Raw genomic sequence first — 25,379 nt, 5'->3', positions numbered from 1 at the left:
TAACGAGCGATTTGGGGGAACGCCCCCCATGAGCGCGACCATGGAGAGGGGGATCACCCGATCCCATTCCGAACTCGGCAGTTAAGCCCCTCCTCGCCGAAAGTACTGCGGTGTAGTCCGTGGGAGGATAGGGCGTCGCGCTCATGGGGGGCATTTCCATGCCATGGGGCCGCCTGGCTGGCACTCCCGTGCCGCCGGGCGGCTCTTTTTTGCATTAAAGAACCGGTCTTTTGACGGGGCGGGTTTGAAACTGGTATCACGGGATGGAACCTGACAATGCGATTGTAAATACATCGTTCCACGATTATGAGCGCGCCAACGTTATGCTCTTGCTATTGTTGACGTAGTACATGTTCGCTTTCAACTCGGAGGCCATCGTTCTGTTATGAAACACGTTCTTGCGCTTGCTCTGTCGCTGTCGCTTGCGTTATTGATGGGTTGCTCTAGTGCTCAAACTCAGGAAGCCTCGGGTAACTCGTCTGATTCGATGGAAGAGGTAGTCGTATCGGATGCGCTCGTCGACGAGGATGCTCAGACAAAATCCAATGAGAATGTCGCTCCTACCGTCGCGGAAGAACCTGCCCCGCAAGAAAACATTGCTTCAAGCTCCGAGGGCGTAAAGCCCGAAATCACTGAAATCTACTACGATGACCTGCAGCATGGGGACAAGGGCTCTGAATATCAACGATATATCGTTCTGCATGACACCGAGGGTGGCGGCACGCCTCAGGGGGTTGTCTCATCCTGGGAGAATAGCAGCAATCTTATTGCCGCGCACTTCGTGATTGGTAAGGATGGCAGCATCGTGCAGTGCGTTCCGCTGGACAAGATTGCTCATCATGCAGGGTGGGGGAGCGGGAACGCAAATGATCGCTTCGGAATCAGCGAGGACGGCCGCGATGATTTACTGGGGCGTAAGTCTACCAGCCATTACACGGATTACGGTATGAATGCGTGGTCGATTGGCATCGAGATGATTCATGTGGGAGGGGAAGGCGACTATCCCGAAGCTCAACTTGCGGCGCTCGACTCTCTCATCGCTTATCTCGATGCTTACTATGGCGGTTCTGCTGGGGAGATAATCGATCACAAGATGTGGCGTGAGGGCAATTCCGATACAAGCGAAGAATTTGCCACCTATCTGGCTAATTATCGCGATCATCGCACGCATGGTTAGCGTTCGCGTGGCCTCCTTTCCAGATGTTTTCGCTTCGACATACGCGTATGTCGCTGATTCGCGGCAAACGTTTGTGGCGACGTACGTCTAACGCCTCCATTTAACCTGTTTGAAACCTCCCTAAAACATTCCTGTGACACGGCGTAGGTACGATACTCGGACAACTGTACATACGACGAGTAGTAGGTGGAATGGACATGACCCAATACCAGGCTAGCGGGGGCGCTGCCGATTGCGGGGCGAACTCTCAGGTGGCATCGTGGGGTGGAATGCGTGATGCGCGCAAATCGCGCGAGGGCGGCGTAGGGGAGCCGTCTCTGTATCGAAGCGAGTTCGAGCATGATGCGTGCGGTATTGGCGCGCTTGCGCATTTGAATGGCGTGCGTTCGCATCAAATGGTTGATGATGCGCTCTCTACGCTTGTAAACCTCGAGCATCGTGGTGGCACGGGCCTGGAAAGCAACACGGGTGACGGCGCGGGCATTTTGCTGCAGGTGCCGCATAGGTTCTTCCGCAAGGAAGCGCAGAAGTGCGGCTGCATCCTTCCCGAAGAAGGCGACTATGGTGTGGCTATGCTCTTTTTCCCGCGTGACGAGCAGGGCGTGGCGGATGCCAAGCGCCTGTTCGAGGATGGCTGCGCACGTCATGGCCTGCGGCTTATGTTTTGGCGCGAGGTGCCCGTAGATGCCCACGATCTGGGTGAAACAGCCAAATCGTGCATGCCCACCATTTTGCAGGCGTTTTTGGCGCGCCCCGAGAGCGCAAGCCGCGGCATGGAATTCGAGCGCATGCTGTACGTCTGCCGTCGCGATATCGAGAAGTCGGCTCATGGGCAGGCGGCGCTCGATGGCAAGATCTTCTACGTATGCTCCATGAGCGCGCGTACCATCGTGTACAAGGGCATGCTTCTCTCCACACAGCTTCGTCGTTTCTATCGTGACCTGGGTGATGCCTCTACTGAAACGGCTGTCGCGCTCGTCCATTCGCGCTATTCCACTAACACTACGCCCTCGTGGGAGCGTGCGCATCCGAATAGGTTTATGGTTCATAATGGCGAAATCAATACGCTGCGCGGTAACGTGAACTGGATTCGCGCGCGCGAGCCAGGCCTGTATTCCCCGGTACTGGGCGAGGATTTGAAGAGCGTGTTGCCCATTATCGAGTCGGAGGGGTCCGACTCGGCCATGCTCGATAACGTCATCGAGTTCATGGTCATGAACGGACGTTCGCTCATGCGCAGCGTTTCCATGGCGGTTCCCGAACCGTGGGATCACAACGATGCCCTTTCCGAGCGTCGTCGCGACTGGGACGCCTATCAGTCGATGGTTATGGAAGCTTGGGATGGTCCTGCTGCTCTGGCGTTTACCGATGGCGAAATCACGGGTGCGGCGCTTGATCGCAATGGCTTGCGTCCGGCGCGTTTTTACATTACGAACGACGACCGCCTCATCCTGTCGAGCGAAGTGGGCGCCCTGGATATCAAGCCGCAGGACATTCTGGAGGCAGGCTGCCTGGGGCCGGGCGAAGTGCTTATGGTCGATCCGAAGCGCGGTCGCGTGTTGCGCAACGACGAGGTGAAAGACGCCTTCGCCAACGAGAAGCCCTATCGTGCCTGGTTGGATGCGTGCGCGCTGGAGATGGGCGATCTTCTGAACGATGATGTGGATGAGCCGAAGGCGCAGCGTGATGAAGCGCTGCCCCTTCCGAAGAAGATGGCCATTCATGGCTTTCGCTACGATGATATCGAAGAGGCGCTGCTGCCCATGGCGCGCGACGGCAAGACCCCGCTTGCCTCCATGGGAACCGACGTGGCCCTGGCGGTGCTCTCAGACAAGAGTCGTCGGCTGTACGACTACTTCAATCAGCTGTTCGCGCAGGTAACGAATCCGCCCATTGATGCGTTGCGTGAGAGTTACATTACCTCCACTATGCTGTACGTGGGCAATCGCGGCAATTTCCTGGAGGACACGCGCGCGAACTGTCGCGTTATTCGCCTGCAGACGCCCCTGCTTACTCAGCGCGAGTTCAACGCTTTGTGTGCGGTACGTAGGCAGGGCTTCAAAGCCGTGCGTTTGAGTGCCGTGGTGAAGCGAAATGCTGGCCCCGATGCCTTGGAGGCGGCGCTGTCTGCCTTGGAAAAGCAGGCAGAGGCGGCGGTGCGCGAGGGTGCGAATATCTTGGCTCTCAGTGACAGGGTGGGCGAAGGCGAGATGCCCATTCCTTCCGTGCTTGCCGTTGGTGCGGTGCACAATCACTTGCTGCGCGTGGGATTGCGCATGCGTACCGATATCATCGTAGAGAGCGGTGACGCTATCACGCCTCATGACTTTGCGGTGCTTGTGGGCTACTCGGCGAGTGGAATCTGCCCGTATGTGGCGCATGAGTGCATTGCCGACCTGGTGGCATCGGGCGCGTTGCAGGGTAGCGTCGATGAGGCCGTTGAGCGCTACAATCGCGCGTGCGTCGCTGGCATCGTGCACATTATGGCCAAGATGGGCATCAGCACAATGCAGGGCTACCATTCCGCGCAGGTATTCGAAATCGTAGGACTCGATGAAGCGGTGGTGAATCGCTGCTTTGCACGTACGGTAAGCCGTATTGGTGGCTTGGGTCTGGCGGATATTCAGCGTGAGTGCGAGGAACGCTATCAAGTCGCCCTGAATATGGAGCAGAGTCCCGCGCCGGGCCAGCTTCCTTCTTCGGGCGTTACGAAATGGCGTCCCGTGGGTGGCGAGAGCCATATCTTGAACCCGCAGAGCATCTACCTATTGCAGCGTTGCGTACGCGACAACGACTATGCGCTGTTCAAGGAGTTTAGTCATGCCATTCATCCCGAAGGGCGCAGCATCCTGCTGCGTGACCTCCTGGAATTCGTTCCTGGTCAGGCCATTTCCATCGACGAGGTAGAACCCGCCAGCGATATCGTGCGCAGGTTCAATACGGGCGCCATGAGCTATGGTTCCATTTCCCAGGAAGCCCATGAATGCATCGCCATTGCGATGAACCGTCTGGGCGGACGCAGCAATAGCGGCGAAGGTGGCGAAAATCCGTTGCGCGAGACGCTGCTTCCGAATGGCGACAGCAAGCGCAGCGCCATCAAGCAGATTGCCTCGGGCCGTTTCGGCGTTACGAGTCGCTATCTTATGAGTGCGGATGAGATTCAGATCAAGCTTGCCCAGGGTGCGAAGCCCGGCGAGGGCGGTCATCTGCCGGGAAAGAAGGTCTGGCCGTGGATTGCGCGCGTGCGCCGCAGCACGCCGGGTGTGGGCCTCATCTCGCCTCCGCCGCATCACGATATCTATTCCATCGAAGACCTGGCCGAGCTTATCTTCGACGCCAAGAACGCCAATCCGAAGGCGCGTATAAGCGTGAAGCTGGTAAGCGAAGCAGGCGTAGGTACTATCGCCACGGGCGTGGCGAAGGGTGGCGCCGAGAAGATTCTCATCTCGGGAAGCAATGGCGGCACGGGCGCCGCTCCGCGCGATAGCATTTACCATGCGGGCCTGCCGTTGGAGCTTGGCCTGGCCGAAACGCAGCAGACCCTCGTGCGCAATGGCCTGCGCAGTCGCGTGGTGCTCGAGGCCGACGGCAAGCTGCTCGACGGTCGCGATGTGGCCATGGCGGCCCTTTTGGGTGCCGAGGAATTCGGCTTCGCCACAGGCGTGCTCGTTTCGCTGGGGTGCCTCATGCAGCGTGACTGCCAGCAGGATACGTGTCCTGTGGGCATTGCCACGCAGAACTGCTGCCTGCGCAATCGATTTGCGGGTAAGCCGGAATACGTGGAACGTTATCTGCTGTTTATTGCCGAGCAACTGCGAGAAATCATGGCCCAGCTTGGTTTCCGCAGCGTCGACGAGATGGTTGGCCGCGTCGATTGCCTGCGCCAGCATGCGCGTACGAACAGCTGGAAGGCGCAACGCGTCGACCTTTCTCCGCTGCTTACGACGCCGCGCATCGAGTTTGGCGCCGGCATCGAAGGTGCCGATGCGCCGCGTTCGCTGCCTGCTATGGCCCCCGACCATCATTTGGGTGCCACGTTGGACGCAACGCTGTTGCTACCGTTTACGCAGGATGCGCGCGATACGCTTTCTCGTAGTCAGTTCAAGGTGGAAATCGACAACGTGAATCGCTGTGTGGGCACCATGCTTGGCAGTGCGGTTACCGCTGCACATCCCGAAGGTCTGCCCGAGGATAGCCTGCTGGTGGAGTGTGAGGGCTCGGCGGGCATGAGTTTCGGCGCGTTTCTGCCTGCGGGCGTGACGTTCTCCATTGCCGGTGATGCGAACGACTATTTTGGCAAGGGGCTTTCTGGTGGTGTGCTCTCCATTGCGCCCCCGCGTGGCGCGCGTTATCGCCCCGACGAGAATATGGCCGTGGGCAACGTTGCCTTCTATGGCGCCACGGGTGGCAAGGGTTTCGTGAATGGCCTCGCTGGCCAGCGCTTTGGCGTGCGTAACTCGGGCGCTACGTTGGTCGTGGAAGGCATGGGCGCATGCGGCTGCGAATACATGACGGGCGGTACGGTCCTCTCGCTTGGCGAGGTGGGTATGAACTTCGCCGCCGGCATGAGTGGTGGCGTGGCGTATGTATATGACGAAGAGGGCACGCTCGAAGCGCGTTGCAATCGCGACATGGTGCGCATTACGCAGCCAAGCGAGGCCGATATCGCCCTCATCGAGGAGCTCATTTCGGAGCACGTGCGTCGTACGCAGAGTCCGCTGGGCATCATGATGTCGTACAAGTTCCGTGATATTGCGGGCAAATTCGCAAAGGTTATTCCCGTTGAGTACGAGCGCGTGCTCGCGTATGTGGAAGAAGCCGAGTCGCAGGGTGTTCCCCACGACGAGGCCGTGGAGATCGCGCTCGAGCGCATGAGGGAAGGAGCGCATCGTGGGTAAGCCAGGAGCATTTCTCACGCAGGAACGCGTGGGGCGCTTGCGTCGCCCGTGCGAAGAGTCAGTACAGGATTTCGAAGCCATTGCCGTATCGCTGACCCAAGAAGAGCAGCGCGTGCAGGCCTCGCGTTGTATGGATTGCGGTGTGCCGTTTTGTCAGGCTGGTCTTTCCTTTGGCGGAACGCGTGCGGTGGGGTGCCCGTTGCATAACCTCATCCCCGAGGTGCAGGACCTAGTGTGGCAAGGCCGTTGGGAAGATGCGGCTGAAAGGTTGTCGCTTACCAATCCCTTCCCGGAATTTACGGGGCGCGTATGTCCGGCCATGTGCGAGAAGGCGTGCAATTTGGGTGAGCATGATGCACCGGTGAGCATTCGAGAAGACATGCTCGCAGTCGACGAACACGCGTGGTCTGTGGGCCTGCGTAAGCCCCTGCCGCGCGCAGCCGAGACTGCTCCGCTGGTTGGCGTCGTGGGTTCGGGGCCGGCTGGCCTTGCGCTTGCATGGGAGCTTACGCGCCTTGGCCTACGCGTACGCGTGGTGGAACGTGCCGATCGCGTGGGCGGCTTGCTTACGTATGGCATTCCCGCCATGAAGCTTCCCAAAGATATTGTTGAGCGTCGCATCCGCCTCATGCGGGAAAGTGGCGTTGAATTCGTGCTCTCGAGCGATTGCGCTGACCCGACGGTTGCCAGCAAGCTGCTTGACGATTGCGATGTCGTGGCCCTTGCTTGTGGTGCAACGCGTGCCCGTACGGTGGGGGTTCCTGGGGAGGATGCCCAGGGCGTATACCCGGCGGTTGCCTATCTTACGGAGGCTACGCGTTCGGTGCTCGATGGGCATGTCCCCGCCATGAGCGCTCAGGGCAAAGACGTGTTGGTAATCGGCGGCGGTGATACGGGTTGCGACTGCGTGGCCACTGCATTGCGCCAGGGGGCCCACAGCGTTCATCAGGTTATTCGTGCGGCTCAGGCGCCGACGCAGCGTGGCCAATCCAATGCGTGGCCCGAATGGCCCCGTATCGATGTTATGGAATATGGCCATGAGGAAGCGCAGGCCATGCAGGGGGAGGACCCCCGTCTGTTTGCCACGGATACCCTGGAGTTCCTGGTCGAGAATGGCGCCGTGCGTGCTGCTCGTCTGAAGGCGCGGCAGGATGCGGGCGCCCATGTGGGTGAGCCCTATGAGCTTCCTGCTCAACTGGTTCTTGTGGCCAAGGGCTTCACGGGCGTGGAGGCGCCGCTCATGGACGCCTTCTCCGTTTCCGTCGACGAGGCGCGTGGAATTCCCGTTACCGTAGGCGGTACGCACAGGGCGGAATCCGCTTTGCCGAAACCGGTATTCGTTGCGGGCGACGCCCATATGGGGTCGTCGTTGGTTGCGAACGCCATGGCTGATGCTATCGTTTGCGCCGGAGAGATTGCCAACATCCTACTTTAGGATCTCCGGTGCTCGATGGGGGAGCCGATTCTACGGAATCGGCTCCTTTTTGCGCCTTGAATGCGCGAAGCATTGTAGTGCGCCCCTTGTCGTAGGCATGAAAAGACCCCGCAAGCGGGGTCTTTTGCTGGATGGATGGCAAGAGAGGATGCTAGAGCGCTTCGTCTCCGCGTTCGTCGGTGCGCACGCGGATGGCATCCTCGATGGGGCGAATGAATATCTTGCCATCGCCGAAGGTGGCGTTGTTCATGCTGGCTACCGCTTCGTCCACAATGGGGTCTACTAGGTCGTCTGCGACCACGGTGCGCACGGAAACCTTGGGCAGCAGGTTCACGCCGCGCGAGTCGTCGCGGGTGTATACCTGGTGAAAGCCATGCTGGTGGCCATAGCCGAAGCCCTGCGTGACGAAGATGCCGTTATCGCTGAAGCCCGACAGGATGCGCTTGACGCGGTCGAGCTTGTCGCCATTGATGATGATTTCAATTTCCTTCATCGGTGTTCTTCCTTTCTTCGATCGCTTGCTCTTAGCCAAAGAGGCGTAGGTAGCGGTCGACCAGGCCCATCGTGCCTTCCATGTACCCTTGCATGTAGCCTTGCACGGGCGTCGAATCCTGGTGACTTGCCATCCAGGCGAGCATCTGGATGCGGCGCTGCAGGATGAACGTGTCGATTTCCACGAAGTCGGTGTCGGTGAAGGGTAGGACTTTGCGGTATCCCGTAAGCCACGCGTTCACCAGGTCGGGGACTTCGTCTCGTTCCTCGATGAACGTAAGCGCGCTTGCCAGGTCGTGCACGTGCCATCCAAATCCGAAGTCGTCGAAGTCGATGACCTTAATGGCGTCCCCCTCTACCAGGATGTTCGTGTCACGCAGGTCGGCGTGGATGACGCCGTAGTTCTGGGGCGTCTTGCCATAGCGATCGAGACGGCGTTTGATGATTTCGCAGCACTGCTCGATCTTGGCTACTTCTTCGTCCGTCATGTCGGGGTAGGCGTGCCAGTCGCCCCAGATCGCATTCTCGCCAATCATGTTCTCGGTGTCCCAATGGAAGCGCTTGATGTCTTTCGTCCCGTTCCAGATTTCGGTTTGGCGATGCAGGTATGCGGTTACCTCGCCGAGCATTTCGAAGTGCTGCGGTGCGGCGGCGGGGTTATCGTCCTGTTCCAGCGTGGTGCCCGTTAGGAATTCGGTTGCCACGCAGTAATACGTTGTGCCCTCCAGCTCTACCTGCTGGATGTAGCTGCCGTCGGTGGCGGGGATGGGATTGGCTACCTTCAACGGCGTGTAGTCGTTAATCTGACGAAGCCAGGCGATTTCGCTCTCGTATTCCTCGAGCGTGTGGTAGCCGGGGCGGCCTACGCGCATGACGCAAAGTCGCTCGTTCGTTTCGGGGTCGAAGATGAGATACGTGGCGTTTTCCGAGAAGGCGAGTAGCTTTGCATCGCTTCGCTCGAAGGGGTAGCGACGTGCGGCCATAGCTGCAGCTTGCTGGAACAGCTCGGGGTTTTCGAAATTGTTTGCCATGATGGGTCCGTTCTATTTGCCGATGTCCGTTAGGGATGCGTCGAGTGCGCTCAGGAAGAAATCAAGGTCGCTTTCGCTGAATACCAAGGGCGGGCGTACTTTCAGCACGCTGCCATAAGGACCGCACAGCGAAATGAGCACATGATGCTCGCGCAGTGCTTCGATGAGCTTTACCGCCGTGGCGCGGTCGGGGTCTTTCGTTCCGGGGATAACGATGTCGGTGCCCGTGAAAAGGCCCGCGCCGCGAACGTCGCCCAGGCAGGGATGCTCTTTCGCAAGGTTCGAAATGCCGTTTACGAGCAGTTTTCCCATGTGGCTGACGTGGCTAAGCATGTCATGCTCACGCAGGTAGTCCAATACGGCCTGTGCGGCGGCCATTGCCACGGGGTTCCCTGCGAAGGTATTGAAGTACGGATTGCGTTCGGCGAATGCTTCGAGCACGTCGTGGCGAATGGCCATGCCCGAACAGGCAATGCCGTTGGCCATGGGTTTGCCCATCGTCACGATGTCGGGGGTGATGTCGTGGCGCTGGAAGCCCCAGAATGTATCACCCGTGCGGCAGAACCCGGGCTGCACTTCGTCGGCGATGTAGAGGCCGCCTTCGGCGTGCACCAGGTCGATAACGGGCTGCAGGAATCCCGGCTTGCCGGGGATGACGCCATCCGACGAGAAGATGCTGTCGAAGAGGACGCCGGCAAATCGAATGCCATGACGCTTCATATCGGCAATCTGTTCCGCTACGCGATCGCGCATCCAGGTGCCGATGTCGTCGGTGCCCAGGCGGTAGGTGTCGGGGGTGGGGATCATGCGCATAGTGGGGCTCATGGGAACGTCCTTGCCGATGGAAGGCGATACTCCCGATACGAGAGCGGTATTGCCGTGGTATGCCTCGGCGGTAACGATAATGCCTTCGCCAAGGGTGTATAGCTGCGCGCAGCGGATGGCCAGATCGTTCGCTTCCGAGCCTGAGCACATGAACATGATGCGGTCGAGCGATGGGGGAAGCGTGGCAAGTAGGTCGTTTGCGTAGGCCAGGATGTTTTGATGCACGTAGCGCGTATGCGTGTTGATCTTGGTGAGCTGTTCGGTAACGGCCTTGGTAACGCAGGGGTTGCTGTGTCCGATGGAGGGGATGTTGTTGTACATGTCTAGGTATTCGGTTCCGTCTGAATCGAATAGGCGGGTACCCCGCCCACTTACCAAGTGCAGGGGCTTTTGGTAGAACAGGCGATAGCAGGGGCCCAGTACCTCACGTTGGGCTACCAGGTCGTGCAGCGTTCCGTGCAGGGTGTCCAGCTTGTTCATATCGAAGCTGTTCGAAGCCAGAATGCCCACGTTCTCGTCGGTTGATGTTTCTAGGGGTGTGTGCGTCATGGCGTCTCCTCGTAGTTCGAAAGGTGCCGCGGGCCGGGCTTTTTGGCCCGCGGCGTAGGGTGGGTGTTAGCGGAGCTCGGCCGCTGCCTGTTCCATGGCGGCGAATTCCTCTTCGGGGGCATTGCCTACCAGGTGTTTGCTGGAATACAGGAAGAAGTACACCATGAGCCCGGCGAGTACGAGCAGGGTGCAGCCAGCAGCGAAGCTATCCACGACGAAGGTGGAGGCAATGGCGACGATGCTGAGCACCAGCGAGATGGAAGTGAGCACGATGCCGCCAGGGGCCTTGAAGCCACGTTCCATGCCGGGCTCCTTCTTGCGCAGCAGGATGTGCGACAGATTCATCATGGCGTAGGAAACGCATGCGGCGAATACGGCCATGTTCAGCAGTACGTCTCCGTCTTGCACGAACACGGCAAGTGCGTAGCCGATGAAGCCCAGGATGATGAGTGCCAGGTAGGGGGTCTTGCGATTGCCAGTTACGGACAGGAACTTGGGCAGGTATCCAGCGCGGGAAAGGGCAAATGCCTGGCGGGAGCTGCTGAATACGGTGGAGAAGAACGAGGCGATTAGGCCGGCCAAGCCCGCGTAGTTCACGAAGAGGGCCAGGTTGTTTTCGCCAACGGCGTTCAGGGCGTCTACCAGGGGAGCGGGAGCTGCGCCGGCAAATTCCGCGCCTGCGCCACCAGCGCACAGGAACAGAACGAGCGTACCGGTCACGATGAGCACGCCGATGGCGGCCAGGATGCCGCGGGGCATGTCGCGCTTGGGGTTAGCCGATTCTTCGGCGGCCAGGGGTACGCCCTCGATGGCCAGGAACAGCCAGATGCCGAAAGGCAGCGCTGCCAGGATGCCACTTGCGCCGTAGGGCAGCATGGTGGTTCCGTCGGCTACGGCGGGGGCAATGTCGAAGAGGTTGGCGGCGTCGAAATGCGGAATCATTCCGAATACGAACGCGAGCAGGGCGATCATGGCCACGACGGTGATTCCCAGAATGAGCTTCAAGGCTTCGCCGACACCGAAGATGTGTATGCCTACCAGGATGATGAAGAAGAACCCGATGATGGCGTACGAGGGAACGTCCGCAAAGAGTCCCAGGTCATGTACGTATGCGGCGATGAACGTGGAAATGGCGGCGGGGCAGATAGTGTATTCGATCAGGATGGAGAATCCTGTGAGCGCACCGCCGATGCGCCCCATGGCGCGTCGGGCGAAGCCGTAGCCGGCACCTGCGGTGGGCATGGCCGAGGACATTTCCGCAATGCCCAGCACCATGAAGAGGTACATGGCTCCCATTACCACGAAGGCAATGGCCATGCCCATCCAGCCGCCATTTCCGATTCCATAGTTCCAGCCCGAAAAGTCACCCGAGATAACGTAGGCGACGCCCAGGCTCATAAGAAGCACCCAATTAACGGCGCCTTTCTTCAGCGATCTCTTCTCGAAGTACTCGCTGGATTCGGCGCGTTCGGGCCCGATTGCGATTGCGCTAGATGGTGGCGTCATGGACGACCACATCCTTTCTGCGATAGGGGGTACGAGGTGCGGTCTGGCCAAGACCGCTTCCGTCGGCGGTATGCGGCGAGTATAGGTTTGCCCTGGTTTCGAATTTGTTTCTGGTTCGTGCGTTTACATGCCTGAAATCAAGCGTGCGCATTTCCTTCATGCGTTTCGTTCGTTTGTTTCGGGCGTGTGAACAAAAGGGGGCCTAGTCAACCCTTCTAGCTGCGGTTATGAAGCGAATCCGTCCGCAGCGGACTAGGCGGGTGAGCCCATTCGCGCGCTAAATTACGCCGCCATGGACGGAGATTTACACCCCCTCTTTGCCTATTCTGCGATGCAGATGGAGGAGCGGATGCCCCGGAGAGGCATCTGGTTTTGTAGAAGAGGAGCATCACATGAAACGCGGTCCCAAGCGCGAAATAACGAGCTTTGGCTGGAAGGTCGAACGCGGCCTGCAGCCTTCTATGAGCGTCGAGGAAATAAGGGAACGCGCGGCGCGTGCTGCCGAAGAAGGCACGGTGTTGGAGGAGTCTGCTGTCATTCCTCCCGTGCCCCATGCTGCCTATGTCGATTCCCCTAGCAAAGATGAGTCCGAGCCCGTGATTGCCTGCGCCGAGGAGCCCGTCGACCAGGTTGATGCCTTGGCGCAGTCCTTGCGCGACAACCCCACGCTCATCGAGCCCGCGCGCGCTCTGCTTGCGGCATGTCGCGAAGAGCGCGAGGGGAGTGAACTGCTTGCCCAGGTGGACGCCCAGCTGGAAGCTGCGGGCGCAAAGCCCGTGCAGGCGCTGTCCAGCGTTGCTGACGTGTTGGTACGTCGTGGCGCGCTTGCGTGCCAGGTGAAGGTGAATGGCGAACCATACGAGGGCTCCATCGAGGACGCCATCGCTGACGAATCGCTTACCGAAGAGGACGTGGTCGAGGAGTGGTACATCACTACACCCGAGGGTGAGCGCGTTGCCGAGCTGTTCGAGCCTGCAACGCGTCTCGACGCTCTCTTTCTGGAACGCCCGCACCTTGCGAGCGCCCTGCTACGCACGCTTGAGCTGTGCGATCGCGAGGGTGGTCTAAGCACGAAGGACCTACAGAGTCTGCTTGACGCCGAGGGCTTCCTGTTCCGCGATCCGCGTACTGACATTCCCACCATCTGGCCGAGCCTGTACGGAAATCTGCTGAAGGATGCTGGTGGCATTCGCTGGGAACATGCTTGGATTACCACGCAGGAAGGGCGAATCGCCGCAAGTAGCCGCAAGGCCAGCCATACTGCATAGCCATTTCCGGCGACGCGCGTTGCACCCTCCTCCCTATTGCAGCGCGCGCCGCACTCTCCCCGTGCGGCCACATGCCGTATTCCCATGGGTCTATTGCGGGCGCATGTGCCTGCTAGACGAGATACATCCAATGCAAGAGGAAGAAAGAAGGAGGTAGGGATGGAGAAATTGAATATGTCGCGCAGGAGCTTCGTGAAAACGGCTGCAGTTGCTGGCGCCGTTTGCGCGGTTGCCGGGCAGTCTGACACGAATTTCGTGGAAGCAGCTCATGCCGACACCAGTTCCTCCGGCGAAGAAAAGGTGGTACATACCGCTTGTCGCGCGTGCATCTCGAACTGCGCCGTAAAGGTGACCGTGCGAGATGGGCGCGTCGTGCGCATCGTGGGCGATGAGATCGACCCGATGAGCGAGGGCCGCATCTGCGCAAAGGGCGCAGCTGGCATTCAGGCGCTGTACAACCCCAATCGCCTGAAGTACCCGATGAAGCGCGTGGGTGAGCGCGGCACCAACAATTGGGAGCGCATCACCTGGGAAGAAGCGCTCGACACCATTGCCGACAAGCTCATGGACCTGTACGAGCAGGACCCCATGACGCTCATCGTTTCTGGTGGTGGCGGTGGTAACCCGCAGTTCTATTCGCAGATGCGCTTCCTGCAGGCGTTTGATGGCGGTAACTTCTTCGAGCCCGGTTGCGCTCAGTGCTACCTGCCGCGTAACCATGCTCAGCCGGTAATGAACGGCCAGACCGACAACTCCATCGCTGACTCGAATGCCTATGAGATTTACTACTCGGGTAACCAGTATGGCGACAACATGTGCAAGTGCCTGGTCCTGTGGGGCACCGACCCCTCGCAGAGCTGCCCCGCTTCGGGTGGCCGCGCGCTGTGCAACCTGCGCGAGAACGGCACGAAGACGGTTGTCATCGACCCGCGCTTCACGCCCGATGCCTCCAAGGCTGACATTTGGCTGCCCATTCGCCCGGGCACTGACGTTGCGCTCGAGCTTGCCTGGATCAAGTACATCCTGGATAACAAGCTCTACGACGAAGAGTTCTGCATGAAGTGGACGAATCTTCCGTTCCTCATCAACCCGGAAACGAAGTACACCTACAAGGCCTCCGAGCTGGGCTTCGAAGTGGACGAGGCGGAAGATAAGTACACGTTCGTAGTGTGGGACAAGACGCAGAATGCCCCGCGTCCAGCTCCTTTCCCCTGGGATGAGACGCTGGATGCCCAGATGGACGGCGAGTTCGAATACAACGGCGTTACCGGCATCAAGACGGGCTTCCGCGCGCTGAAGGAATGCTGCGAAGAGTGGACGTTGGCCAAGGCGGCCGAAGTTTGCTGGCTTGACGAGGACAAGATCGAAGAAGCCATCAAGCTGTACGTGGAGAACAGCCCCAACGCCGGCATCAGCCTGGGCGTGGCAACTGACCAGTACGAGCAGAGCGCTCAGGCCGCCATGGGTACCACCATTATCGACATCATCATGAGCAATGTCGATAACCCTGGCAATCTGACGCAGCAGCGTCCGGCTCAGAACCCTGGCACCTACCTGGTGCCTGCGTACGACAAGTACGGCTACAACGAGATGGGTCCCACGTACGAAACGGAGCTTCGCCGCTTGGGGTACATCGAGCACAAGGGCCTGGGCTTCTGGAAGGCAAGCCACATCGGCACTATCCGCACGGCCCTGGAAACGGGCGAGCCGTATCTGCCGCGCGTGTGGATCGACCGTTCCGGCAACAAGCCCGCCATGCTCGGCGGCGCCCGCCACTTCCTGGAGGCGGCGAAGAAGTTCGAGCTCATCGTTCACATGTACATGTACCCCACGGCCATGAGCGTGGAGATGGCGGACATCATTCTACCTGCGGCCGAATGGCTGGAAACCAGCTATGCTTGCGACCGCTGCAACGTCTTCCTCATTCGCCAGCGCGTGGTGCAGCTGTTCGAGTGCGTGGACGAGACCCTCATGTGGAGCTGGCTTACCAAGAAGCTCGCCGACAAGGGCCATCCCAAGTGTCTGCGCTCCTTTACGGGTGATTTCAGCAACGTGGAAAAGCTTTCCAAGAACTGGCTTACCTACGAGGAGTACGAGGAATTCCTGGCTTCCGTCATCAGCCGTTCCTTCACGAAGAAGTATCCCGAGGGGCTTACCTGGGAACAGTGCAAGGAACTCATGCCGATGGAGATCACCGAGGAAGAGGCCTGGGTGCAGAATTCGTACGGCTATTACAAGCAGATCAGCCCTACCACGGGCAAGCCGTATGGCTTCAGCCGCACTACGAGCCTGCGTTGCGAGCCGTACGCCGAGGGCATGATTCGTCTGGGCCGTACCGGCAATTCCGCGGGCAAGGACTCCATGGGCTTCTCGTTCCCTGCGGCTTCGGTGGACTATCCGCCCCTGCCGTACTATCGCGAGCCGCATGAGAGCCCCGTGGTTGGCGATGATGGCTACGATGCGCAGTATCCGTACACCCTCACCGAGGGCCGCGTGCCCATGTACCACCACGGCACGCTGCGCAATGTTCCGTATCTGCGTGAGATCTATCCTGTGCCCCTTACCTGGATCAATCCGAAGACGGCTGCAGAAGTGGGCGTGGAAACGGGTGACTGGATCAAGCTCACGAGCCGTCGCGATTCGACGCACGGCAAGGTGCTGGTTACCGAGGGCATTGCTCCTGGCGTGCTGTACCAGGAACGCTTCTGGAATCCCGAGCTGCTGGATTCCGACGATCCCAGCCAGGCATGGAAGGCCATGAACATCAACCTGCTCACCAAGCATGACGAGCCGTATAACGACGAGTATGGCACGTACACGCTGCGCGGGTTCCAAGTAAACATCGAGAAGTCCACCAAGCCCGAAGGCGTTTGGGAGGACCCGGAGGAGTTCGAGCCCTGGATGCCCGTTCCCTCTGATAACACCGGAGGAGGAGATGCCGTTTATGACGCGTAATTGCATCGTAGTCGACCTCAACCGCTGCATCGGCTGCTTTAGCTGCGAGGTCGCCTGCAAGGCTGAAAACGGAATTGCCTTGGGCGAGCAGTGGAACAAGGTCATCATCGAAGGGCCCCATGGCACCTTCCCCGACATCGAGCAGTATTGGCTGCCCACCATGTGCCAGCAGTGCCAGGACGCTCCCTGCGTGAACGTGTGCCCCACGGGCGCTAGCTATCGCGACCCGGAAACGAACATCGTGCTTGTGGACAAAAGTAAGTGTATCGGCTGCAAGTACTGCATGATGGCCTGCCCCTACGGCGTGCGTTCGTGGAATAGCTCGGAAAGCTGCGTTGAGAAGTGCACGCTGTGCGGTCACCTTACCGCCAACGGCGAGAAGCCCGTTTGCGTGGCGAAGTGCTGTGGCGAGGCGCGTTTCTATGGCGACCTGGACGATCCCACGTCCGATGCCGCCAAGGCCATTGCGGCCGCCGACCCGCAGGACGTGCATCACCTTACGGACGTGGGTAATGGCCCCTCTACGGCATACATCCTGCGCAAGAGCATTGCGACCTGGAGGAGTAGTGAGGAATAATGGCAATCCAATGGTCTCTCGTTATCTTCACCACGCTTACCGGCGCGGCTGGCTGGATGCTTGCATCGCTGGCATATGCCGAGGTAAAGGGCATTCAGCGTAATGCCGCATTTCCAGCGACGCTTATTGCGATCGTCCTTTTGATCGTGGGTGGTTGCGCGTCGGTAACGCACTTGGCCCACCCCGAGCGCATGCTCGCTGCTCTGGGTCATCCCACCAGCGGCATTTTCACCGAAGCCGCCCTGGTTGGAGTTACCGCCCTGTTCGCGATCATCTACCTGATTATGCTCAAGCGTGAAGGCGGGGCATCTGCCCGCAAGGGCCTGATCATCATCGCTGCGGTGTTCGGCGTGCTGCTGTCGTTCATGGCAGGTGCCTCGTACATGATGGCCGCGCGCGTTTCCTGGAATACGATTCTCTTGCCCCTGGGCTATCTGGGTACCGCCATTCCGGCTGGTATTGCCTGCTACCTTGCCTGCGTTTGCGTAAAGGGCGACGCTTCCAACCTGGATGCGTTTCCGAAGCTGCTTCTCGCGGGCGGCATCGTTGCCGCCGTTCTGGCGGGCATCTACACGGCGACGGTGTCCTCTGCCGATGCCGTGCTGCTCGGCTGGGTCCTTGCTGTGATCGTGGGCGGCGTTTTGCCTGCGGTTATGGGCTATTTCGTGGGCAAGAAGCCCGAAAGCGCCCTGGCGCTTGCATCGGCGGCTGCCGTATGCGCCATCGTAGGCTGCATCGCGTACCGCGCATTCATGTGGGTGTCCATGAGTACTCTGTACAACTTCTTTAGCCCCATGTAGGTCGCAAGGTGCGGCGCTCGCAGACGGGGTGCCGCACCATGCTCGCGGGGGTGGGTTACCGCCCGCCCCCGCGGGTGGGGAAGCGTTATGACGAGGAGGAATCGATGTCGGAAGACGAGAAGCCGCGCGATGACTCGCCTGCTGTTTCGCGCCGAGCATTTGCCTTGGGTGCGGCAGGCGTGGCTGGACTGTGCGCTGTGGGAGGCGTGGGCGTGGCGCTTGCGGGCGATGGAAACCTATTGCGCCCTCCGGGAGGGCAGGACGAAGCTGCATTCATTGCGCGCTGCTTGAAGTGCGATAAGTGCCGCAGCATCTGCCCCGAGAATTGCCTGACGGTGTGCGTTCTGGAAAATGGGCTGGTTAACTACCGCACCCCACGCATTGACTTTCGCAAGGGCTATTGCACGTTCTGCAACGAGTGCATCGAAGTGTGCCCGACGCAGGCGCTTGTTCCGTTTGACCCCTCCACTGAAAAGATCGGCGTAGCCGTAGTGGACGTCAACGAGTGCATTGCCTACCAGGGTTCGGGTTGCCATATCTGCGTGGATGCCTGCGAATACGAGGCCATCGAGCTGAATGATTCGGGCAAGCCCGTGGTTCACGCCGAGCTCTGCAATGGCTGCGGCAAGTGCGAGCTCGTCTGCCCATCGGCAACGTATCGTGCCTATACGGGATCGCATGCTCGCGGCATCAACGTCGAAGTCTGGAAGGAGGCGTAAGCGCCATGAAGATGCGTACTAAACGCGGGCTCGTTTCGCTCATTGTGTTTTTGAGCGTTATCGTCGGCCTGGTTATTCATACGGGTACGGGTACGCCGTCTGCCTTGGGCTGGCGCGATATCGCCGCCATCTGCCCGGTTGGCGCCCTGGAGGTACTTGCTGGTGCGAAGGCATTCCTGGTGCATCCCATCGTGTTGCTTGTGGTCATCCTGATCGTGGGCTTCTGCGTGGGCAAGGCGTTTTGCTCGTGGGTGTGCCCCGTTCCTCACGTGCGTTCCTTCTTCCGTCCAAAGAGCGCGAAGAAAGCGCGCGAAGAGGGCGACGCGAAGGATGCGGGCACGCGAAATGGCACGCGCATCGACAGCCGTCACGTGGTGCTGCTGGGCACGGTCGCCAGTTCGTTCGCGTTCGGGTTCCCCGTATTCTGTCTGCTGTGCCCCGTTGGTTTGTCCTTTGCCGTCACCATCGGCATTTGGAATCTCTTTCGCTTCAACGAAGCGAGCTGGGGTCTTATCGTGTTTCCCCTGGTGCTTATTGCCGAGGTTGTGCTCTTCCGCAAATGGTGCACTACCTTCTGCCCCATTAGCGCCTTGCTTTCGCTCGTGGCATCGAAGAGCCGCGTGCTCAGGCCGGTCGTGGAGCGTCATACGTGCTTGCATGCGAAGGGGAAGCGCTGCACGACGTGCGTAAACATATGCCCCGAGCGCGTTGACCCGCATGCCATGTCCATTCCCGAATGCTCTCGATGCGGCGAGTGCGTGGAAGCATGCCCGTCGGGCGCCATTAGTATTCCGCTGCTTGCGAAGAAAGCCGAATTGCAGGCAGCCTCCAACATTGAAAACACCGAGGCGACGCAGGAAGCGTCCGCGTCTGAAGCATAAGAGTGTGGCGGCCATGTTTGCGTGGCCGCTACGTAGAAAGGCACATCATGGAACAGGAAACTCTTACCACCGAGGAAATCGCCCAGATGATGGACGGGCGCGCAGCGTCGTACAAGTTTTTCTCCGACGCGCTGCTGCATGAGTTCACGGTCGAGCAAATTGGGCAGCTAAAATCGCTTGCGGCCGATGAGGGGGCGTCCGAGGAAGTGGCCGCCGCCATTACGTCCATCCGTCGGTATCTGGCGCATGCGGGAAGCGATCCGCGTACCGATCTGGCATGCGATTACGCCCGTATTTTCTTGTCGGCGGGCGTCAACGATGGCATTACGGCCGAGCCCTATGAGTCGGTCTTCACGAGCGAAGAGCATCTGCTCATGCAGGATGCCCGTGACGATGCGCTGCGTATCTATCGCGCGAATGGCGTAGATGTCGACGCGAGCCTGCGCATGCCCGAAGATCATCTGGGTTTGGAATTGGAATTCATGTCGGTTATGGCTACGCGTACGGCCCAGGTTCTGCGTGCAAGCGAACTTGATCGCGACGAATTGGCGCGCCTTGCCCGCGTGCAGACGGGTTTTCTGAAGGTGCATATTCTGAACTGGGTTGATCGGCTTGCCGCGAAAGTGGACGAGTTCGCGAAATTGCCGCTCTATCCCGCGATGATGCGCATTATCATCGCTTATGCATCCGACGACGCCGTTCTCATGGAAGAGCTGGCGGGGAGCGCGGTGAGCCAGGCGGCGTAGCGTGCCCCGTTGCCGCATCCTGTGAAATGTCGTGGGGTGCGGCAGTGTTCCACATCGTATGCGAAACGCACGGAAACCAAGGAGGAGTGGATCCATGCGTATCACGCCAAAGAATGCCCAACTTGGGTTCGATAACATCATGCCCGCCATCGCCCTGATGTCTCAGGCGTTCTGGGTGGCATGGATCGAGCTCATCTATTCGGGCGAAATATACCTAGGCCCGGTTGAACCCGATTCGCTTCAGATCATCATTGCGTATTGCGTTTCTACTACGGCCATGTCGCTTATGCTCATTGCGTTTGGCTTTGCGCACCGCAAGGTGCAGGCCATTATTCAAAAGCCGGCCTGGATTGCGGGTGCTGGTGCGCTCGCCTCTATTTCCACGTGGCTTGATATGCAGTTGGGGAGCATGGTGTTCGTGGCCCTGACCGGCGTGTTCACCTCGCTGCTCGCAGCGCGTTTCAGCTTTTTGCTTGCCCAGGTGAATCCCAAGGAAATCATGCTATCCTGCGCGCTGGTGCAGATTCTCGCTTCCTTTATCTATGGGTACGTGCTCATGCTGCCTGCGGGTTGGCCCCCGGTGTTCATGGCGTTGCTGCCCTTGCTGGGCGGCATTACGAGTTTGCTCGACGGCGGACGTTTGCGGTATGACAGCGTGGGCGACGAGAAATACTCCGACCGTGGGTTTTCGTTCTTGCGGTTGGTTCTGGCCATTGGCGTGTTCTCCATCGCCATCAATATCGTGCGTGGTTTCTATCCCTCTATGATCGAGATGGATACCTTTGCCGAGGCGCGTGGCAATTCTTCGGTCATCTTCTTCTTCGTGAAGTTGGTCGTTTGCTTCGTCATTGCCGCCCTACCGTTGCGTACCAACTTGTCGCGCTTGTGCTATTACGCGTTTTTGGCCCTGGCGTTCGCGACGTTGCCGCTTCCCATCGTTGGGCTGGGGTCCTCAGCTACGCTCGAGAGCTTTGGTTGCATCAACGCCTTGCTCAATTTGGTGGTTTGGACGTTGCTCAATGGCATCGCCTACAAATCGGGTAGATCTCCCATTCGCATATTTGGCTGGGGGTGGGGCACTATGGCCCTTTGCTCGGTTGTTGGTTGGCTCATCGGGTTTGGATTGTTTGCCTTCGATGTCGATAGCGCCGTTTTGCCCACCATCGAGGTTTTGCTGCTTGCGGTCATGCTCGTGTGCGGCATCATTGTCGTGAATCCTGGGGTAATTGATGGTCTGTTTCGCCCGGTCGACGGCGACGACGAGGCCGTTTCTATCTCTATTGGCGGTTCGCGCGAGGCGAATCAGATGCTCGAAGACGAGCTCATGCGCAAGGAGAGTTCCAATTGCTCCGATTGCTCTTCGTGCCCAGCAATGAAGCCCGTTCGCGTCTCCGATCAAGAGGGGGAGCGAAAGCCTGGCCGTTGGCGTAGGGCGGTTGCCTCCATGGCTGCCGACTGCGATCTCTCCGAACGCGAACGTGATGTGTTCGAACTCCTGCTGAAGGGGTATACGAAGAACCGCGCTGCCGAGGAGCTCTGCATTTCGTACAACACCGTACGTAGCCATGTGCGCAACATATACGTGAAATGCGACGCGCATTCTCAGCAGGATCTTATCGATGGTCTGGAGTCATACCTGCGCGAGCGCGAGTAGGGAACGTCACGTTTTGAAAGTGTAGGGGGCCTGTTTGCCCCCTACCTGTTAGCGCACGTAGATATCCACGGGCTGCTTTCGACGATCGACGATGATGAGGTAGATGTCGAATATGCCGCTTACGATTAGGCTGATGCCCATAAATAGCACGACCGCATCGGCCAGTGCTCCGGGGCGCACAATGACGAGCAATCCCAGGATGGCGATGATGGCCGAAAGAATAGCCGGCCCCAGTGCAATGCCTCCGAACAATCCTGCGGCTGCGAAGCTGCGCATGAGATTGGTAATGCCGCTAACGAGCAGAATGATGCCAATGAGGAAGGGCAGGAAGTCTACGATGGCCATGGGCACGCTGATGAACAGTATGCCTACGAGTGCGCTGAAGATGGCGGCGCCAATGAGCCCAGGGTTGCGGGTCGAACCGAATGCGAATGTCAGGGCGTAGCCCGCTGCGGTAACGAGGGCGATGATGCCCATGATCCACACGAGGAAATCGAGGGCGCGTGACTGGAAGAATAGGAATACGGCACCTAGGATAATGCCGGCAATTGCCACGATGATGCGATTGCGCGCAAAGTCTTGCCACATGCTGCCCATGATGAGCTCCTATCCCCAAATAATCCCTGGGTTGAATTGTAACGCTTTTGGGCTCATTTCACGTGGTCGGTCGCCTCGTTTTTGAGTATGGTGACCTCTCGTTTTTTTCGTGGGAACGAATACTCCACTCTGGTAAAGCAGGCGCAATTGTCGTTTCATTCGACAGGCGTACACCCACAGATTGCAAATGGTGTGTACATTTCCCTGCGTTTACGCGCGTGCGCGGGAATCGTGGGGCAAATACCTAAAATGGGTAGGACGAGAATGAGAGACGACGTGAGGAGCGCCACCCGAATGAAAGTTGCATTTTTCCCTGGCTGCCTGGTAGACATGTTCTACCCGGAAGTGGGCATTGCCGCTGTCAACGTGCTCGAACGGCTCGGCTGTGAAGTCGAAATGCCTGAAGAGCAGATTTGCTGCGGTCAGATGCTCACGAACTCGGGCTACAAGAAAGAGCTTGTGCCCGTTGCGCAGCGCATCATCGACTCCTATTACAACATGGATTACGATGCCATCGTTTCTCTGACGGGTTCTTGCATGAGCGCCATCATCGACGACTATCCGGCCATCATCGAAGATCCCGAATACAAGTCGAAGCTCGACGCCATTTCCGTGCGTTCCCGCTTCTTCGAGTTCACCGAATTTCTGGTCGACAAGCTGGGCGTAACCGATCTGGGCGCCAGCTTCCCCCATACGGTTACTTATCACAAGAGCTGTCACGTCACGCGCTTCCTGCGCGTGGAAGAGCAGCCCATGGAGCTACTGCGTAACGTGAAGGGCCTGCAGTACATCGAAATGGAGCATGCCGATCGCTGCTGCGGTTTCGGCGGCACCTTCAGCGTGAAGCAGCCCGAAATCTCTAGCGCCATCGTTGCCGAAAAGTGCCAGACGATTATCGACACGGGTGCCGAGGTTCTGTGCGGCGGCGACGTGCCCTGCCTCATGAACATCAAGGGTGCGCTTGCTCGCCTGCGTACCGAAGGCAAGCTCGATCGCGATATCCGCGTTATGCACATCGCTCAGATTCTGGATTCGAGGGAGTAACCGATGGCCATCCTGTACGATACCGATGTAACTCTGCGCGAGCGCGTGGCCACGTGCCTGGAAGACGATTTCAAGCACAATGCCATCGAAACCGCGCAGGAGACGTTCTTCAACAAGCGCGCCGAAGTCGTGGACGCCATGCCTGGCTTCGAGGATATGCGCGAAGTGGCCAAGCACATGCGCCAGAACGTTACCGATAACCTCGACTACTATGTGCGTCAGTTCGCCCAGAACGCAGAAGCAAACGGCGTGATCATGCACTACGCTCCTTCCGATCAGGACGCGCTTTGGGAAATCCTCGATATCTTCGAGGCCAAGGGCGCTTCCACGGCCGTGAAGTCGAAGAGCATGATGACCGAGGAGATCGGCCTGAACGAGGTTCTGGAAGATGCGGGCGTGAAGGTCATTGAGACCGACTGCGCCGAGAACATTCTGCAGACCGCGAAGGACCGTCCTTCCCACATTGTGGTTCCGGCTCTGCACCTCGACCGCGACGCCATTGCAAAGATTTACGAGCGCGAACGTGGCTACGAGGGCGATTCCGTTCCCGAGCACATCACGCACTTCCTGCGCAAGATTCTGCGCGAGGAGTTCCTGGAAGCCGAAGTCGGCGTTCGCGGCTGCAACTTTGCCGTTGCCGAAACCGGTTCCGTAACGCTGGTCACCAACGAGGGCAACGGCCGCATGGTCGATACGTGCCCGCCCGTTCAGGTCGTGCTCATCGGCATCGACCGCATTGTTCCCACGCTGGCTGACTTGGACGCCAGCATGGCGTTGCTGCCTCGTAGCGCCGTGGGTGCCCAGATGACGGCGTACTTCAGCGTCGACACGGGCGCACGTGGCGAGGGCGAGATCGACGGCCCCGCGGAAGTCCATTACGTAATCATGGACAATGGTCGTTCCAACATGATTGGCAGCCAGTTCGACTCTATGCTGCGTTGCTGCCGCTGCGGCGCCTGCCTGAATATCTGCCCCGTGTATCGCCACATCACCGGTCATGGCTACGGCTCCATTTACCCGGGCCCCATGGGCATCGTGCTCACGGCCGCTCTGGAAGGCTACGAAAACATCGACACGCTGGCGTTCGCCTGCACCCTGTGCGGTGCCTGCACCGACCGCTGCCCCGTGAAGATTCCGCTGCACGAGCTTATTCGCGACCACCGCATGAACATGATCGAAGCTGGTCATGGACATGCATGGGAGGTGCCCCTGTTCCGTGGCGCTTCCATGATGTGGAATCACGTGCCTCTGTACAAGGGCATCATGAAGGTGGGTCGTCCCGTTATGAACCTCATGGCGGGCAAGGAGGGCCGCCTCGATGCCGGTACGCAGTGGGTGCCCATCCTGAAGGGCTGGACGTCGTTCCGCGATGTCGACGTGCTCAGCACGTATCGATTCCGCGACTGGTTCAAGGACCACAAGGCCGCTGCTGCGGCTTCCGAAGATGGGGTGGACACCCCCGCAGATGCCAATGAAGAAGGGGAGGGCGATGCCCGATGAGCCGCTGCTCGCTCGATGATTTTCTGGCGCCCATTTCCGCGCGCCTGGGCCATGAAGAAGTGCCCGAAGCCCCCACGCAGGGCAAGCAGGTAAAGCGTCCCGTGCGCGTGACCGACGGTCTTTCGCACGATGCGCTGGTGGATATGTTCGTGGAGCAGGCTCAGGCCATCCGCGTAAGTGTAGTACGCACCACGGCGGAAGGCGCTGCCGACGCCGTTGCCAAGATCGTGTCCGAGGCCCGTGCAGCCGACGCCGCCGAAGGCGCTACCGTGCAGGTGGGCCCTGCGGTGTATTCCGCGCAGGAAAAGCTCGCCGAGCTGGGCATCCCCGCTGTTCTGGGCGAAGATGCCGTGCGCTGGGATGTTGAAGCTGGCCACGACGCCATGCTGCAGGCATGCAACCAGGCGCGCTTTGGCGTAACGTACGCCGCTGGTGCCATTGCCGAAACGGGCACCATCGTGCAGCCCATGACGGCCGACTGCGGTCGTTCTGTCAGCCTGCTGCCGCTGGCTCACATCGTGCTGATCGACGCTTCCACCATGAAGCCCACCATGCGCGAAGCCCTCGACGAGCTGGACGCCGCCCGCAAGGCCGGCGACAAGCTGGCAAGCCAGGTGTGCTTCATCAGTGGCCCCTCCGTCACCAGCGACATCGAGCTGGTGCGCGTAGAGGGGGTCCACGGCCCCATGTACGTGTACTACGTGGTTGTGGAGTAACGCACTCGG

At 59.3% G+C, this 25,379-nt stretch carries 19 protein-coding genes and 1 rRNA gene; 15 read left to right on the top strand and 5 right to left on the bottom strand.

The features are described from left to right. Positions 1–30 precede the first annotated feature (30 nt). The 4 genes from rrf to AAY81_RS07655 all read left to right on the top strand — a co-directional run bounded on the left by rrf (position 31) and on the right by AAY81_RS07655 (position 7,510). Positions 31–144: ribosomal RNA gene (gene rrf, locus AAY81_RS07670) — 5S ribosomal RNA — on the top strand. Positions 145–385: 241 nt separating this feature from the next. Continuing rightward, positions 386–1,177 (top strand): N-acetylmuramoyl-L-alanine amidase, encoded by a 792-nt coding sequence (locus AAY81_RS07665; protein ID WP_066663504.1) that lies wholly within the window; start codon positions 386–388, stop codon positions 1,175–1,177. Positions 1,178–1,368: 191 nt separating this feature from the next. Then, complete coding sequence (gltB, locus tag AAY81_RS07660) at positions 1,369–6,075, top strand: glutamate synthase large subunit (RefSeq protein WP_205630819.1); 4,707 nt, start codon at positions 1,369–1,371, stop codon at positions 6,073–6,075. Further along, a complete protein-coding gene (locus AAY81_RS07655) occupies positions 6,068–7,510 on the top strand; it encodes a glutamate synthase subunit beta (RefSeq protein WP_066663502.1) in 1,443 nt (480 codons plus the stop codon). The genes gltB and AAY81_RS07655 overlap by 8 nt, the downstream gene beginning before the upstream one ends. Before the next feature lie 151 nt (positions 7,511–7,661). Here the strand turns inward: AAY81_RS07655 and AAY81_RS07650 are convergent, their stop codons facing one another. The 4 genes from AAY81_RS07650 to eat form a co-directional block, all read right to left on the bottom strand. Further along, positions 7,662–8,003 (bottom strand): P-II family nitrogen regulator, encoded by a 342-nt coding sequence (locus tag AAY81_RS07650; protein ID WP_066663499.1) that lies wholly within the window; start codon positions 8,001–8,003, stop codon positions 7,662–7,664. Positions 8,004–8,034: 31 nt separating this feature from the next. Next, positions 8,035–9,033 (bottom strand): phosphotransferase enzyme family protein, encoded by a 999-nt coding sequence (locus AAY81_RS07645; RefSeq protein WP_066663496.1) that lies wholly within the window; start codon positions 9,031–9,033, stop codon positions 8,035–8,037. Between the two features lie 12 nt (positions 9,034–9,045). Then, the gene (locus AAY81_RS07640; RefSeq protein WP_066663494.1) at positions 9,046–10,407 is read right to left on the bottom strand and encodes an aspartate aminotransferase family protein; all 1,362 of its coding nucleotides are present in this window, start codon (positions 10,405–10,407) and stop codon (positions 9,046–9,048) included. A gap of 66 nt (positions 10,408–10,473) precedes the next feature. Beyond that, entirely contained in the window at positions 10,474–11,913 is a 1,440-nt protein-coding gene (gene eat, locus AAY81_RS07635; protein ID WP_066663487.1) for an ethanolamine permease, read from the bottom strand. 392 nt (positions 11,914–12,305) lie between these two features. Here eat and AAY81_RS07630 point away from each other — a divergent pair, with 392 nt between their 5' ends. The 8 genes from AAY81_RS07630 to AAY81_RS07595 all read left to right on the top strand — a co-directional run bounded on the left by AAY81_RS07630 (position 12,306) and on the right by AAY81_RS07595 (position 21,513). Next, complete coding sequence (locus AAY81_RS07630) at positions 12,306–13,181, top strand: hypothetical protein (protein ID WP_066663483.1); 876 nt, start codon at positions 12,306–12,308, stop codon at positions 13,179–13,181. A gap of 159 nt (positions 13,182–13,340) precedes the next feature. Next, entirely contained in the window at positions 13,341–16,136 is a 2,796-nt protein-coding gene (locus AAY81_RS07625; RefSeq protein ID WP_066663479.1) for a molybdopterin-containing oxidoreductase family protein, read from the top strand. Continuing rightward, on the top strand, positions 16,126–16,713 hold the full coding sequence (locus AAY81_RS07620; protein ID WP_066663476.1) for a 4Fe-4S dicluster domain-containing protein: 588 nt from the start codon (positions 16,126–16,128) through the stop codon (positions 16,711–16,713). The genes AAY81_RS07625 and AAY81_RS07620 overlap by 11 nt, the downstream gene beginning before the upstream one ends. After that, complete coding sequence (locus AAY81_RS07615) at positions 16,713–17,513, top strand: dimethyl sulfoxide reductase anchor subunit family protein (protein ID WP_066663464.1); 801 nt, start codon at positions 16,713–16,715, stop codon at positions 17,511–17,513. The genes AAY81_RS07620 and AAY81_RS07615 overlap by 1 nt, the downstream gene beginning before the upstream one ends. A gap of 104 nt (positions 17,514–17,617) precedes the next feature. Continuing rightward, positions 17,618–18,232, top strand: a complete 615-nt coding sequence (locus tag AAY81_RS07610; RefSeq protein ID WP_066663462.1) for a 4Fe-4S dicluster domain-containing protein — start codon at positions 17,618–17,620, stop codon at positions 18,230–18,232. Positions 18,233–18,237: 5 nt separating this feature from the next. Continuing rightward, entirely contained in the window at positions 18,238–19,113 is an 876-nt protein-coding gene (locus AAY81_RS07605; protein ID WP_066663459.1) for a 4Fe-4S binding protein, read from the top strand. A 47-nt stretch (positions 19,114–19,160) separates the two neighbouring features. Further along, positions 19,161–19,859, top strand: coding sequence for a TorD/DmsD family molecular chaperone (locus AAY81_RS07600; protein ID WP_066663456.1), 699 nt, complete (start codon positions 19,161–19,163; stop codon positions 19,857–19,859). Between the two features lie 94 nt (positions 19,860–19,953). Beyond that, positions 19,954–21,513: a LuxR C-terminal-related transcriptional regulator gene (locus AAY81_RS07595; protein ID WP_066663453.1), complete on the top strand. Its 1,560-nt coding sequence runs from the start codon at positions 19,954–19,956 to the stop codon at positions 21,511–21,513. A 48-nt stretch (positions 21,514–21,561) separates the two neighbouring features. On the opposite strand, the gene AAY81_RS07590 is transcribed toward AAY81_RS07595, so the two are convergent. Further along, positions 21,562–22,110, bottom strand: a complete 549-nt coding sequence (locus AAY81_RS07590) for an HdeD family acid-resistance protein (RefSeq protein ID WP_066663450.1) — start codon at positions 22,108–22,110, stop codon at positions 21,562–21,564. 294 nt (positions 22,111–22,404) lie between these two features. Here AAY81_RS07590 and AAY81_RS07585 point away from each other — a divergent pair, with 294 nt between their 5' ends. The 3 genes from AAY81_RS07585 to AAY81_RS07575 are packed head-to-tail and all read left to right on the top strand — an operon-like array spanning position 22,405 to position 25,370. Then, positions 22,405–23,154, top strand: a complete 750-nt coding sequence (locus AAY81_RS07585) for a (Fe-S)-binding protein (protein WP_066663447.1) — start codon at positions 22,405–22,407, stop codon at positions 23,152–23,154. Between the two features lie 3 nt (positions 23,155–23,157). Beyond that, entirely contained in the window at positions 23,158–24,654 is a 1,497-nt protein-coding gene (locus AAY81_RS07580) for a LutB/LldF family L-lactate oxidation iron-sulfur protein (protein ID WP_066663443.1), read from the top strand. Further along, the gene (locus AAY81_RS07575) at positions 24,651–25,370 is read left to right on the top strand and encodes a LutC/YkgG family protein (protein ID WP_066663440.1); all 720 of its coding nucleotides are present in this window, start codon (positions 24,651–24,653) and stop codon (positions 25,368–25,370) included. Before AAY81_RS07580 ends, AAY81_RS07575 begins: the two co-directional genes overlap by 4 nt. Positions 25,371–25,379: the final 9 nt, after the last annotated feature.

This window comes from Denitrobacterium detoxificans, assembly GCF_001643775.1.
GTDB classification, from domain to species: domain Bacteria; phylum Actinomycetota; class Coriobacteriia; order Coriobacteriales; family Eggerthellaceae; genus Denitrobacterium; species Denitrobacterium detoxificans.
This window is presented reverse-complemented; position numbering and strand designations above follow the sequence as displayed.